The following is a 12,747-nucleotide window of genomic DNA, read 5'->3' on the forward strand; positions in this document are numbered from 1 at the left end:
GCCTAGCTTAGTGGTGCGCGTGATCTTTGTGCATTGCACCGTCAGCCATTTTTTCTGTCGTCGCTTTAGGCTCTAAATTCATGCCACATTTAGGGCAAGTATCACCTTTGTTACCTGTAACTTCGGGATGCATTGGGCAAACATAGGCTACAGCTTGTTCCTGTGGCGCGGCATTGTTGTGGTGATGCTCATGGGGTGTTGCTGTAGCAAACACACTGGTGCTGGTCATTAAAAATGCAACTAAGGCAAGATTAGTTAAGGTTTTCATATTATTCACTCCATCGGGTTTTAGGGCCGAATATGAGTGCAAAAACGTGATTGAGCTTATTTCTTGAGTGCATACTCAAAATTGATGCCATGGGTAGCATCGTGCACAGTCAACGTTTTAGCTTTACTCTGGGTGCTTGATAAGAGGGCACCACAATAAACGGCAAAATAAATAGTTAGCTTGGTTCGCCCTGAAAAAAGGGCACAATGAGGCTAGGACTAGGCTATCGGTGGCTTGAAGGCCGACGATAAAGAGATAGAGTGGAAATGAGGCATAGGAGTGGCCATAGGGGTATCACTCAGACTCACACTGGGCCAAAGATGTGGACTGAAAAGCGTACCAGCAACTGAGATCGTCAAGCAATGTCCACAATCGTTAAGACAGGACGTGGTGCCATTACAACAATGCTGTTTTGCGCCGGGAAGCATTTGATCGTTACAGCAATTTGTATTGGCCATTGCACTGGCGTCAGCGTGGTGCTCGGTGTTCATTTGCATCATTGCCGCGTGATCCATTCCTTGGTTGGAAAGGCTATGAACCATAGCGCCCATTTCCATTGAGCGCATCACCATAGCGTGTCCATTAGACACAACACCTTGCCCGACCAATGCGAGTAAAGTGAATATGACTAATAAATAACGACTAAGTGTTTGATGCATAATAATTCCAGATAATGAACGCTTGGATTCTAGCACAGAGGCATTATGCTGCAATGCGTTAACTCACATTTTAGTTAATGCCTCCGCTCATCGCTCCTAAGGTTGGATTATCTAGCGACCTGATTTCGCAAGATCTCTGCCATTAACTGACTGTGATTTTGCAAGACGAGTGGCAGTGGTGTGGCACCATCTACACTGAGCTGTATACGAGGGTTATTGATAAAACGTTTGGCATCAGCCTCGCTAGTTAATGTTGGAGTGCTGATCTGGTAATTCGACTGCGGTGCAACATCTAGGGTAAAGAATAGAGGCTCAGACTTCACCCAAGTGCCACTATCATCGGCGCGATAACTGAATAGATCTTGATATTTTACTTCAATTAGCACTTTACCTTCAGGTAGTTGTACTGGTTTAAAGGATTTAGTTGCTTGGCCATTAATGCTGACCACATTGAGTGTATCAGTGCCTTTCAAGGTCGCAGCACTCGCCGTCATGCTGATAGCAATAGTACTGATGACGAATGTAACGCCAACGAAAATTTTACTAAATAAGGTCGTTTTCATAATAAACTCCAAAATTTGCGTGTTCGCGTGAGCGCCAAATCGTGGTGGCAGCTTCGCGAGCGATTGAATCGATTTAATGATTAAGATCGGTTACAGCAAATCGGAGTTGGGTGGTGGTGTGGTCAACCCAAGGTCGGCGGTTTGAATCGCCCAGCTTTTGTTCGTAATACGATTACTAGCATGACTCATCAACGCGAGTTGTGGTTGTGATGTTGAGAGGTAAAGCTGTGCAACGCAATGAGTTTTGCAATGGTTGGTAAGAGAGTCTTGGCAATGCAACATGCATTCGTCTGGGGGACAATCGGGCATAGTGCAATTTATTTTGCCATCAACCATTTGCATGCTGGATATATCGTGAAAGTCATTCATCGCTGAAGTTGGCATAGCATTCACCATCGCCGACTGAGCGATAAGTGAAAATAACAGTGCTATGGTGATCCAAAACTTAGCCATAAAAAAACCGTTGCCAATGTACCTATCCTTAAAGACCAACAAATTGCATAAAAAGTTTCATTTTGAGTTTAGTTTTAGGCGTCAGGCTTTTATAGCAAAGGTTAAATGTCGTCTTGATCACATTTTTGTATTCTAAAAATGATTTCATTGCCTTAGCTTCTTAAGGTAGTACTTAATCATTTGTCGCTTAGCATAATGATGAATGTATTAGTGAGAGTTGAAGTACCCTAATGCTCTGCTAAGCTGGTTTTAGCGAGTCGTATTATTCAGAGTTAGAGCTAAGTCTCATTTTGCGCTTTTAAGTTTACATTAATCGGCATTTTAGGCTTGAAATCAAATTTCTAATAAATGAAAAAATATAAAATAGTCTTATAAAAACTAATTTTGACCATATTTTCGGAGATAGAGTGATGAACTGGCGTGCACTATTTAAACCCAGCGCGAAATATTCCATCCTAGCGCTACTGGTTGTTGGTATCGTTATTGGTGTTGTGGGCTACTTTGCAACCCAACAAACCTTACATGCGACGAGTGAAGACGCATTTTGTATGAGCTGCCATAGCAACCACTCATTGAAAAATGAAGTGTTAGCTTCTGCCCATGGCGGTGGCCGTGCTGGTGTGACCGTACAATGTCAAGACTGCCACTTACCACATGCTCCAGTGGATTACTTGATCAAGAAAATCATCGTATCTAAGGACTTATACGGTTTCTTAACTATCGATGGTTTTAACACTCAAGCTTGGCTAGACGAAAACCGCAAAGAGCAAGCTGACAAAGCTTTAGCTTACTTCCGTGGTAATGACTCTGCTAACTGTCAACATTGCCATACTCGTATTTATGAAAATCAACCTGAAACAATGAAGCCAATGGCTGTGAGAATGCACACCAACAACTTCAAGAAAGATCCTGAAGCAAGAAAGACCTGCGTGGACTGCCACAAAGGTGTTGCTCACCCCTATCCAAAAGGATAAGGTTTAGCGCTTCAATAGCTTGATATTCAAATAAAAAGCCCTCTTCGAGGGCTTTTTGCTTTCTCGTCTTATAAGTCTTGGCTATTGATTAATGCCACTCTGCGGGACAAGGCGCTTAGCGAAATTTGATGCACCATTTGCGTGGGAGCTGTGCAGGCATCGGCAATCACTTGCACTGAATAGGCTTGTGCCGCGGGTGATAGCGCTGTATGGGTCACGCAGTTTTGAGTCATGATACCGCATAAGAGTAAATGCTTGATTTGCATATCTTGGAGTAAGTTGGCTAGCTCTGTGCCATCGAAACTGTCGGCAAATTGTTTTACCACAATTGGAGCATTGGGTAGCTCAGCTAAAAGCGCTGGATGGATTTCAACTCCTTGAGTGTGTGAGTTAAAAAAGGGGGCGTCACCCTGAGCAGTATCGGCGATATGCTGCACGAGAATAATCGGTATTGCCTGTTGCTGGGCACATTGCACTGAGTGCAAGGTGCGCGCTAATGCCTCATCGACTTGCCATTGTGGGTAAGCCCCATGGGGAAAGTAGTCATTTTGCACATCAATAATCACTAAGGCGCTGTTCGCTGGGATCTGGTTTAAGCTCGACATATTTTTCTCCTGTTCGTTTCTCTTGCAAAAGATGTCTTCGAAGGAGAGTTTGCGGTAGATTCATTGCCATTAAGAGTGGCAGAAATGACATCTATGGTGCTTAAATTGACAAACTTTGCCGAGCCATCCCCATTAAAAGTGGCGATATTAGCCATACCCGGTTGCTTAACTTCAGCCGTATTTGGCTTAGAAGAGATGTTGCTGGTGGCTAATAAGCTGATGTTAGCTGACGAAAATAAATCCCTAAGCTCAAGCAGTTTTGCAGTGACTCGATTATCCCTAGAGGAGATGAATCTCGAAGAGTGCTATCAATTAGTGATTATCCCGCCGAGCATCGAGACTGAGCTTTACTTCAATGCAGCGCCTTCATTGCGATTATGGTTACAGCAGCAACATGCCCGAGGAGCTATTCTCTGTTCTGCCTGTGCGGGAGCATTTGTGCTGGCCGCAGCGGGTTTACTCAATGGCCGCAAGGCGACAACCCATTGGGGATTAGTGGAAACGTTTGAAACCCAATATCCACAGGTGAAACTCGAGATCGAAAAAATAATGGTTAACGAGGGCGATATCATCACGGCTGCTGGCATGATGTCCTGGCTCGACTTGGGGCTAGAGTTAGTCGCGCAGTTTTGCCATGTGAAAGTCATGCGCCAACTGGGTAAGTACCTTGTTATCGATACCGGTGGGCGTGAACAGCGTTATTACCAACAGTTTTTACCTAAACGAGATCATGGGGATGCTGTGATCTTGGGTCTGCAAAATCGCCTACAAACCGACTATGGTGAGCCGATGAATGTTGCGGTTTTGGCGCAGCAGTGCTGTATGGGCGAGCGAACTTTTTTGCGACGTTTTGTGAAAGCGACAGGGCATAAGCCTAATGAATACCTACAAAAACTCAGGATCCAAAAGGCCTGCGACTTACTCGAAAATAGTCCACTGAGTTTCGAGACCATAGCGCATCAAGTTGGCTATGAGGATGTGAGCGCCTGTCGCAAAGCGTTTACTCGTATTACCGGTTTAACACCGAGTGCCTTTCGACAAAGGTTTAGTGCGCTTACGCCTGCGCTAACACCTGTCGACGATAGCTCAATAAACTAAATACGCCGAAGATAAACACTTGCAGATAATCTTGTTTGCGCAGCGTCAGCAGATTTTTAAACAGCATATGGAAGATGGCAACCTGGAAGCAATGCATCAAGCAAGTAATGCCGAGCAAGATATTGAGAATAATGCCGATATTGCCAGCAAAAGGCATAACAAGGTTATAAGCCATCATCAGCCACGCTATTAGGGTGATGGCTTTGCCCATATTGATCAGTAACGACATGCTATTCCTTGGTGTTAGCCGGAGAGTCTTCGGCTTGGTATTGATATAAGCGATAGCTAACTTGCCCTGCGGTTTTGTCTTTGAGCGGTTGCCAAGTCGCAGGGACTGCCATGTGAGTTAATTCCGACTCAACCTCCACATAAATGAGCGCGCCATCATTAAGCCAACCTTGGCTGTCCAACAGTTGAATGGTTTTTTCTGCTAAGCCTTTGCGGAAAGGCGGATCGATAAACACCACATCAAACCCTTGCTCGCAGCCATTTTGCAGCACGACTAAAGTATCGGCGTTGAGTACCTCGGCATTGTCGCACTTGAGGGTATTGAGATTCGCTTTAAGTTGCATGGCAGCTGGACGTTGCAACTCGATAATCTTGGCGTAACTGGCATAGCGTGAGAGGGACTCAAGCGCCAAGGCGCCGCTGCCACCAAAGCAGTCGAGCACCCTTGCGTGGGCAATATCATTGGCAAGCCAGTTAAAGAGGGTTTCGCGGACTCTATCTGTGGTCGGCCGCAGGCCGTCTAAATCATGGATGGGCAGTTTGCGCGAACGCCATTGTCCTGCAATGATCCGCACTTGGCCGCTACCGGCTTTCTTATTGGCCGTTTGACTCTTGGTCACTTGCTTGTTGTTTGCACGATTATTAGCCAAAGTGCCCCCGTGATTTTGCCTGAAGAAAGAAAGTGGTAGACTATGCCACCTTTATAAAGGCCACTATTTTATATCAAACTCCTAGTAAAAGGTGAGAAGGCTGATAGAGCAGAACTAATTGCCGACTTTTTGGGCGTAATTGCCGCGGTAATCTGGTATAACGGCAGGGTCTTATTTTAAATTCAACACTGAAGTAGAGCGCTGGAATTACACATGGCAAAGAAAGGTTTTTTCTCCTGGTTTCGTAAAGATAAATCACAAGATGAGGTTGTCGAGCAAACCCCAGTCTCTACTCCATCGCAAACCGAGCAAGCCGAAGCATTAGCAAAGCAGCAAGCTGAAGAAGCCCGTCTCGCGGCTGAAAAGGCGGCCGCCGAACAGGCTCTAGCCGACAAATTAGCGGCCGAAAAAGCAGAAGCGGAAAGAGTTGCAGCAGAACAAGCTGCAAAAGCTCAAGCAGAAGCAGAAGCAGAAGCCCAGCGTGTTGCCGAAGAGCAAGCTGCACGTATAGCCGAACAACAGGCCGCCGAAGCCGCGCATTTAGCGGCGGAGCAAGCTCTAGCAGAGCAGTTAGCCGCTGAACAAGCGCAAGCGGAAAGAGTTGCAGCAGAACAAGCGGCAAAAGCTCAAGCAGAAGCGGAAGCCCAGCGCATTGCCGAAGAGCAAGCTGCGCGTTTAGCCGAACAACAAGCGACCGAAGCCGCGCGCTTAGCAGCGGAGCAAGCGCAGGCAGAGCAGTTAGCCGCTGAACAAGCACAAGCCGAAAGAGTTGCCGAAGAACAGGCCGCTGAAGCCCAAGCAGAAGCAGAGCGAATTGCCGCTGCACAGGTCCAAGCTGAACAACCCCTTGAGCAACAACCCGAACCCCAGGCCAAACCCGCCAAAGAAAGCTTCTTCGCGCGTCTAAAACGCGGCTTAATGCGTACTAGCGAAAATATTGGTAGCGGTTTCATCGGCCTATTTCGTGGCAAAAAAATCGATGATGAACTGTTTGAGGAACTGGAAGAACAGTTATTGATCGCCGACGTAGGTGTAGAAACCACTTCTCGCTTGATTAACAGCCTGACGGAACACGCGTCTCGCAAGCAATTAAAGGATGCCGAAGCCCTATACGATCTGCTGCGTGATGAAATGCAAAAGACACTCGATCCTGTGGCAATCCCATTAGTGCCTGAAAATGCTAACGGCCCCTATGTGATTCTTATGGTCGGTGTTAACGGTGTGGGTAAAACCACCACGATTGGCAAACTGGCAAAGCAATACCAGCGCCAAGGTAAGTCTGTGATGTTAGCGGCGGGCGATACCTTCCGCGCAGCAGCTGTGGAGCAATTACAAGTTTGGGGCCAACGCAATAATATCCCTGTGATAGCCCAACATACCGGCGCCGACAGTGCCTCGGTACTTTTTGATGCGCTGCAAGCGGCTAAAGCCCGAAAAATTGATGTATTAATTGCTGATACAGCGGGTCGCTTACAAAACAAGTCGCATCTGATGGAAGAGTTAAAGAAAGTAGTACGAGTGATGAAGAAACTCGACCCAGAAGCGCCACACGAAGTGATGCTGACCTTAGATGCGAGCACTGGCCAAAATGCGATTAGCCAGGCGCAGCTATTCCAAGAAGCCGTTGGCGTTACCGGCATGACCATCAGCAAGCTCGACGGTACCGCCAAGGGCGGCGTGGTGTTTGCGATTGCCGACAAGTTTAAAATCCCGCTACGTTATATTGGCGTGGGTGAGCAAATTGATGATTTGCGTACCTTTAATTCTAAAGAATTTATTGATGCCTTGTTCACTCAAGAGAAAGCGGATAGCTAATTTATGATTGATTTTCAGCAGGTCAGTAAGATTTATCCTGGTGGCCAAATGGCGCTGGAGGAAGTGAATTTTCATCTACAAAAAGGTGAAATGGCATTCTTAACCGGCCATTCGGGTGCGGGTAAGAGTACCCTGTTGAAATTAATCACAGTGATCGAGCGCGCCACCACTGGCCGTGTGGCGATTAATGGCCACGATATTGCCAAAATCAGCCCCAAACACGTGCCCTATTTGCGTCGCAATATTGGGATGATTTTCCAAAACCATCATCTATTGATGGACAGAAGCGTATTCGACAATGTTGCCTTACCATTAGTGATTGAAGGTTTCTCCCATGGCGAGATCCGCAAACGGGTCGCTGGCGCATTGGATATGGTGGGTTTATATGGCAAAGAGCGCCATAACCCCATCATGTTATCCGGTGGTGAGCAGCAACGTGTCGGTATCGCCCGCGCGATCGTTAATAAACCGCCACTATTGCTGGCCGACGAACCGACGGGCAACTTGGACCCTAAATTGTCGATGGATATTTTGCGCCTATTCGAAACCTTTAACGATGCAGGCACGAGCGTGCTCATTGCCACCCACGATCTGGGACTGATCGCGCGGATGAAATACCGCACTTTTACCTTGAAGCAAGGGCGTATGCTCGGTGCCCAGGAATTACATCATGGACACGCGACTGCTCGAGGTAATGCGCTATGAGTGATAACGCCAAATTAACGCGCAGTAAGTTGCCCATTTCAGGGCGCATCGTGATGTTTTTTATTCGTCATGTGCAGCAAGCCATGGCGAGTATGGGCGAGTTATGGCGCAGTCCCGTTTCTTCTTTGATGACGATGGCTGTGCTTGGGGTGAGCTTAAGCTTGCCCGCAGCATTGCAAGTGCTAGTTAAAAATGCCGAGACTATTACCACTTCTTGGAATAGCGCGGCGGAGATTTCACTTTTTATCGATGAAAATCGCAGCGAGCAGACTATTCAAAGTTTGTTAACGCGTATCCGCGCTTATCCCGAGGTAGAAAAGGTACAGTATATCGACCGCAATCAAGCGCTTGAGGAGTTTCAGCGTCTATCTGGATTTGGTGAAGCGTTAGCCTATCTTGATAAAAATCCGCTTCCCGCGGTAATTACCGTGACACCAACCCAGCGCTATTCCACGCCAGTGGGAGCTCGCGAATTATTGACTAAGCTTGAGCGCGAGCCTGAAATCAGTTTTGGTCGCTTAGATATTGAATGGTTAGAGCGGCTACAGGCTGTGGTGCGTTTACTCGAACGCACGGTAATGGCGATTGCGGCGTTACTCGTCTTGGCGGTGGTATTAGTGATAGGTAACACGATTCGCTTAGCCATTATGAATCGCCGTAGTGAAATAGAAGTGATGAAGTTAGTCGGGGCAACTGAGGCATTTATTCAACGTCCCTTCCTTTATACCGGTATTTGGTACGGAGTGATTGGCGGTGTATTAGCTTGGCTTATCATTAACTTGTTGGTTTGGTATCTCGATTCTGCCCTAGCCGAATTGCTCGGTTTGTATGGTAGTCAGCTAGAGATGAAGTCTCTGACCTTTACCGAACTGCTACAATTAGTGGGCTTGGCTTCTTTTTTAGGTTGGCTAGGTTCTTATCTTTCGGTAAGGCAACATTTAAGAACGATTGAACCTTCTTAATGATCAATCGCTTATAGTTTAAATACCTTGATAAATATGGCTGGCGATGAACTTTTGTTCACTTGCAATGTCTATTCAACGGGGTTAAAAGTAACACCCCAGACGAGCGAAGGTTGACATACTCTGTCAATTAGCCGATAGTTCGTCAGCTCATCCTTAGGGTGTTTTGAGTGAAACCACAGGATGAAATCGACTTATATTTGATAAGTAGCAAGAAAGTAGGAGCGCGAATGACCTTTCAAACGCAATCAATGGCACTAACAGTCCCTCAGGGCAGCAGTAGTTTAGAAGCTTATATCCATTCAGTGACTAGCATGACAATGTTAGACGCTGAGACTGAGTATGAGTTAGCCAAGCGTTTGCAGGAAACGGGTGATCTGCAAGCAGCGAAGCAACTGATTATGTCGCACTTACGTTTTGTGGTGCATGTTGCTAAGGGCTACTCAGGTTACGGTCTGCCGCAGGCGGATTTGATCCAAGAAGGCAACATCGGTCTGATGAAAGCGGTTAAGCGTTTCGATCCCGATGTAGGCGTCCGTCTAGTGTCTTTTGCTGTGCACTGGATTAAAGCTGAAATTCACGAATATGTGCTGAAAAACTGGCGCATTGTTAAAGTCGCTACCACCAAAGCGCAACGCAAGTTGTTCTTTAATATCCGTAAAGCGAAAACTCGCCTCGGTTGGTTTAGCGATGATGAAGTCGCAATGGTCGCAGAAAACTTAGGTGTCTCTAAGGCCGATGTGACAGAGATGGAATCACGTATGGCGGCGCAGGATCCTGCGTTTGATCTGAGCAGTGATAACGATGATGAGCAGGATTTTGCCCCAGTGCAATATCTTGAAGATCATTCATCGGATTTAGCCGAAAACATCGAAAACGATAACTGGGAATCTAATGCCCAAGGTCGTTTATTGTCGGCCATCAAAACCTTAGACGAGCGTAGCCAGCATATTCTGCGTGCCCGTTGGTTAGACGATGATAAAACTACCCTTCAGGAATTGGCAGAAACCTATCAAGTGTCAGCTGAGCGTATTCGCCAGTTAGAGAAAAACGCCATGAATAAGCTTAAGGCTTGTATGGAAGCCTAATTAAGCTACGTTTTCTTTCTAGACAACAAAAAAACCTGCTTCGGCAGGTTTTTTTGTGGCCGAAATCATCAAGACTTGGATTGGATGCTGGCAATCAACGGTTGCCGATTCACTTTTAAGCCTGTTTGCGCGGCATTTTCTGGCCAAGGGTAATAGCGGCGTGGTCTTTTAAAGCGGGCGATTTTGTCGGCGAGAAAGACTTCAAGCTCGGCCTCTATCGCACTCATCTCTTGGCTGGTGTGGCTGCGGCTTATATCGCTGCTGATAGTCTTAGCGTGGAAAATGTCACCGCGAATAATAGCCGCGGGGAGCTGGCCGAAGAGGGGATCGGGCTGAGGGAAGACGATTGCCTCATCTATTAGCGGATGAAGTTTGAGTGCCGCTTCAATCTCTTCTGGTTGAATGTTTTCGCCGCCGCTAATAAACATATTATCGACGCGGCCAAGGATCTTAAGATTGCCGTTAGCATCCCATTCGCCTCTGTCCTTGGTATAAAACCAACCGTCGGCATCAAGTGGCTTTTCTATTCCCTTATCAGTGAGATAGCCCATAAATAAGCATTCGCCCCTAACCCAAATCACCCCATCAACAATCTTAAGCTCACGCCTTGGGAGTAATTTACCGCTGCTACCATCGCTCAGCGCGGGGCCAGTGGTGATTTGCGAGCCCATTTCCGTCATACCGTAGCTAGTAAAGCTGGCAATATGGCGCTGTTCGAGTTGCTTAAGTAAATCGATAGAAACTGCACCGCCACCGAGTAGCAGGGCTTTAATACTGTGGAGCGAGGCCTGTTTGTCAGTGAGCAAATTGACTAACTGGGTCGGTACGAGGGACATATGGGTTAACGCATCGCGCTCGATTTGTACCTGTAGCGGGAGCGCGAGATCTGGCAGCACCACAGTCGCCGCGACTAGGGCGCAGCGGTTGAGTATTGCAAGGCCGCCAATATGAAACAGCGGTAATGATAATAACCAAGCATCACCAGCTACCAGCGGGATCAGGCTGCGGGCGCCCTCGGCATTGGCAATGTGATTCGCAAGATTGTGCACGGCCGCCTTGGGAAAACCGCTGGAGCCAGAGGTTAAAATCACATTGCTCGGGCGATAAATATCAAAGGCTGTCGCGGCTAGGTCGGCGCTAGGAGCCGCATCGAGGCTAAAATCCAGCGTGAGTTGATGACTGCCTGACAAGTCCAGCGCCGCTTCGCTCCAATAGAAAGGGATTTGGTGGCTATCGATAAGCCCTTGAACTTGCGCCAGCGGAAAACGCGGCGAGATAGGAAAGAAGATGGCACCAATATCCACACAGGCCCAATACAGGCAAATCATCTCTAGATTATTACGACTGATACACGCCAGTGATTGCCCTTGGCCAACGCCGATGCGCGTGAGCTGCTCACCCAAGCCCAGCACCATTTGGCTTAAGCTCGCGTAGCTGATGTCTTGTCCATTGCACTTAACCGCCGTTTGTGTGGGTGATATGAGTGTGGCGCTATGTAATGGCGAAATACGTTGCTGTGAAATAGATTGGGATGAAGCCAATGTTTTAGATTCGGACATTAGCAATTAATCCTGCTGCGTACTGGCGACAAGTTTAAGGCATTTAAGCGTAAGAGTTTGGGGCTTGCCGCTTGGTACGATTAAGTCTTGGCTAAAGGCGGCTAACGTATCGAGCCCAGGAATTTCATCGGGCGTCAGTATGGCGGCTAAATGGGCCAAATCATTGATACCTAAGCTGGCCTCAAGGCTGGAACTTAAGATACAGCGCACGCCATGGCTGTTCGCCTCGTCGATAAGGCGCTGAAGTTTTTCAATACTGCCCAGTAGCATGGGTTTGATGACTAATGCCGTTAATCCCTCATGCATCACAAATTGATAATCTGGGTCATTGAGGGATTCATCTAGGGCATAGGGCAGGGGAATGGCGCGATACAGAGTGTGATTATCCTGCGGCTTTTGGCAAGGTTCTTCAATATATTCAATGCTATCTAGTGGCAAGCAAGCGGCAAAGTCGAGGGCCTGTTCCAAACTAAATCCACGATTAGCATCTAAGCGCAGCTTGAGTTCCGGTCTTTGGCTTAAGATGCCATAAATCAAACTTAACTCATCTTCCATGGAGGTTTGTGCAACCTTCACTTTAACTGAGTGCACACTGCTATCGAGCTTGGCGATTTTAGCTATCAACTCGGCTTTGGGCGCATCTGTTGGCTGATAAATCAACGGCACAGTGGTGGTCACTGGGCGCACCGTATCGAGTTTTCCGCTGATTTTGGCATGTAGCAGACTTAAGCCAAAGGCAATGGATGGATAGGGACTCGCTTCGGCTTGCTCGAGCAAGCAATCAATAGATTGGTTTTGCAGCTTGGGTAATAGCGCCACTAAGGCCTGTTGAACCTCATCGAGGCTTTCACGGCTAAAGCCTAATAATGGCTGTTGGTCGATATCGAACCCTGAGAGTGGCGCGATTTCAACATGGGATTCCCTCTGCTTGCTTTTTGCCGCGGCGCCGTTTGTTGCGTAGATGTCGCTAGCTTCACCTTCAGCAGTGGCCTTGGCTTGCAACACCAAGCCATCTCTGTGGTCAATGCGTTGTTTACCCACGGGCAAAAAGCGGTCTAAGGGTAGGCGATATAAATACAAGCTAAGTGAAGTTAAGATCATATTTTCCTTAACGCTTTAT

Annotated in this window: 15 protein-coding genes; 6 read left to right on the forward strand and 9 right to left on the reverse strand. The window is 47.3% G+C overall.

Features of this window, described 5'->3' with window-relative positions; all coding sequences use genetic code 11:
• Positions 1 to 7: 7 nt before the first annotated feature.
• The 4 genes from L976_RS14875 to L976_RS14890 all read right to left on the reverse strand — a co-directional run bounded on the left by L976_RS14875 (position 8) and on the right by L976_RS14890 (position 1,943).
• Positions 8 to 268, reverse strand: a complete 261-nt coding sequence (locus L976_RS14875) for a heavy metal-binding domain-containing protein (RefSeq protein ID WP_047537912.1) — start codon at positions 266 to 268, stop codon at positions 8 to 10.
• Between the two features lie 218 nt (positions 269 to 486).
• The gene (locus tag L976_RS14880; protein WP_047537915.1) at positions 487 to 927 is read right to left on the reverse strand and encodes a hypothetical protein; all 441 of its coding nucleotides are present in this window, start codon (positions 925 to 927) and stop codon (positions 487 to 489) included.
• A gap of 107 nt (positions 928 to 1,034) precedes the next feature.
• Positions 1,035 to 1,490, reverse strand: a complete 456-nt coding sequence (locus tag L976_RS14885) for a DUF2057 family protein (protein ID WP_047537918.1) — start codon at positions 1,488 to 1,490, stop codon at positions 1,035 to 1,037.
• A 90-nt stretch (positions 1,491 to 1,580) separates the two neighbouring features.
• Positions 1,581 to 1,943 (reverse strand): hypothetical protein, encoded by a 363-nt coding sequence (locus L976_RS14890; RefSeq protein ID WP_047537921.1) that lies wholly within the window; start codon positions 1,941 to 1,943, stop codon positions 1,581 to 1,583.
• A gap of 410 nt (positions 1,944 to 2,353) precedes the next feature.
• Here L976_RS14890 and cymA point away from each other — a divergent pair, with 410 nt between their 5' ends.
• Positions 2,354 to 2,917 (forward strand): NapC/NirT family cytochrome c CymA, encoded by a 564-nt coding sequence (gene cymA / locus L976_RS14895; protein ID WP_037423641.1) that lies wholly within the window; start codon positions 2,354 to 2,356, stop codon positions 2,915 to 2,917.
• 68 nt (positions 2,918 to 2,985) lie between these two features.
• Here the strand turns inward: cymA and L976_RS14900 are convergent, their stop codons facing one another.
• Positions 2,986 to 3,522, reverse strand: coding sequence for a cysteine hydrolase family protein (locus L976_RS14900; protein ID WP_047537925.1), 537 nt, complete (start codon positions 3,520 to 3,522; stop codon positions 2,986 to 2,988).
• Positions 3,523 to 3,606: 84 nt separating this feature from the next.
• On the opposite strand from L976_RS14900, the gene L976_RS14905 reads away from it, so the two are divergent.
• Positions 3,607 to 4,620, forward strand: a complete 1,014-nt coding sequence (locus L976_RS14905; RefSeq protein WP_052184073.1) for a GlxA family transcriptional regulator — start codon at positions 3,607 to 3,609, stop codon at positions 4,618 to 4,620.
• Here L976_RS14905 and L976_RS14910 read toward each other — a convergent pair.
• Positions 4,577 to 4,849 carry a DUF1145 domain-containing protein gene (locus L976_RS14910; RefSeq protein ID WP_047537927.1) on the reverse strand — a complete coding sequence of 91 codons (273 nt, stop codon included), beginning with the start codon at positions 4,847 to 4,849 and terminating at the stop codon, positions 4,577 to 4,579. The two genes, L976_RS14905 and L976_RS14910, sit on opposite strands and share 44 nt — an antisense overlap.
• A 1-nt stretch (position 4,850) precedes the next feature.
• Positions 4,851 to 5,498, reverse strand: coding sequence for a 16S rRNA (guanine(966)-N(2))-methyltransferase RsmD (gene rsmD / locus L976_RS14915; protein ID WP_047537931.1), 648 nt, complete (start codon positions 5,496 to 5,498; stop codon positions 4,851 to 4,853).
• Between the two features lie 213 nt (positions 5,499 to 5,711).
• On the opposite strand from rsmD, the gene ftsY reads away from it, so the two are divergent.
• From ftsY to rpoH, 4 genes are all read left to right on the forward strand, one after another.
• Entirely contained in the window at positions 5,712 to 7,313 is a 1,602-nt protein-coding gene (ftsY, locus tag L976_RS14920) for a signal recognition particle-docking protein FtsY (RefSeq protein WP_047537934.1), read from the forward strand.
• Positions 7,314 to 7,316: 3 nt separating this feature from the next.
• Complete coding sequence (ftsE, locus tag L976_RS14925) at positions 7,317 to 8,018, forward strand: cell division ATP-binding protein FtsE (protein WP_037423627.1); 702 nt, start codon at positions 7,317 to 7,319, stop codon at positions 8,016 to 8,018.
• Positions 8,015 to 8,980 (forward strand): permease-like cell division protein FtsX, encoded by a 966-nt coding sequence (gene ftsX, locus L976_RS14930; RefSeq protein ID WP_047537939.1) that lies wholly within the window; start codon positions 8,015 to 8,017, stop codon positions 8,978 to 8,980. Before ftsE ends, ftsX begins: the two co-directional genes overlap by 4 nt.
• 230 nt (positions 8,981 to 9,210) lie before the next feature.
• Positions 9,211 to 10,068, forward strand: coding sequence for an RNA polymerase sigma factor RpoH (rpoH, locus tag L976_RS14935; RefSeq protein ID WP_047537943.1), 858 nt, complete (start codon positions 9,211 to 9,213; stop codon positions 10,066 to 10,068).
• 68 nt (positions 10,069 to 10,136) lie between these two features.
• On the opposite strand, the gene menE is transcribed toward rpoH, so the two are convergent.
• Together menE and menC are read right to left on the reverse strand one after the other, a co-directional pair.
• Complete coding sequence (gene menE, locus L976_RS14940) at positions 10,137 to 11,627, reverse strand: o-succinylbenzoate--CoA ligase (protein ID WP_047537946.1); 1,491 nt, start codon at positions 11,625 to 11,627, stop codon at positions 10,137 to 10,139.
• A 6-nt stretch (positions 11,628 to 11,633) separates the two neighbouring features.
• Positions 11,634 to 12,728, reverse strand: coding sequence for an o-succinylbenzoate synthase (gene menC / locus L976_RS14945; RefSeq protein WP_047537949.1), 1,095 nt, complete (start codon positions 12,726 to 12,728; stop codon positions 11,634 to 11,636).
• Positions 12,729 to 12,747: the final 19 nt, after the last annotated feature.

The sequence above is a fragment of the Shewanella sp. ZOR0012 genome, from assembly GCF_000798835.1.
Lineage (GTDB): Bacteria > Pseudomonadota > Gammaproteobacteria > Enterobacterales > Shewanellaceae > Shewanella > Shewanella xiamenensis.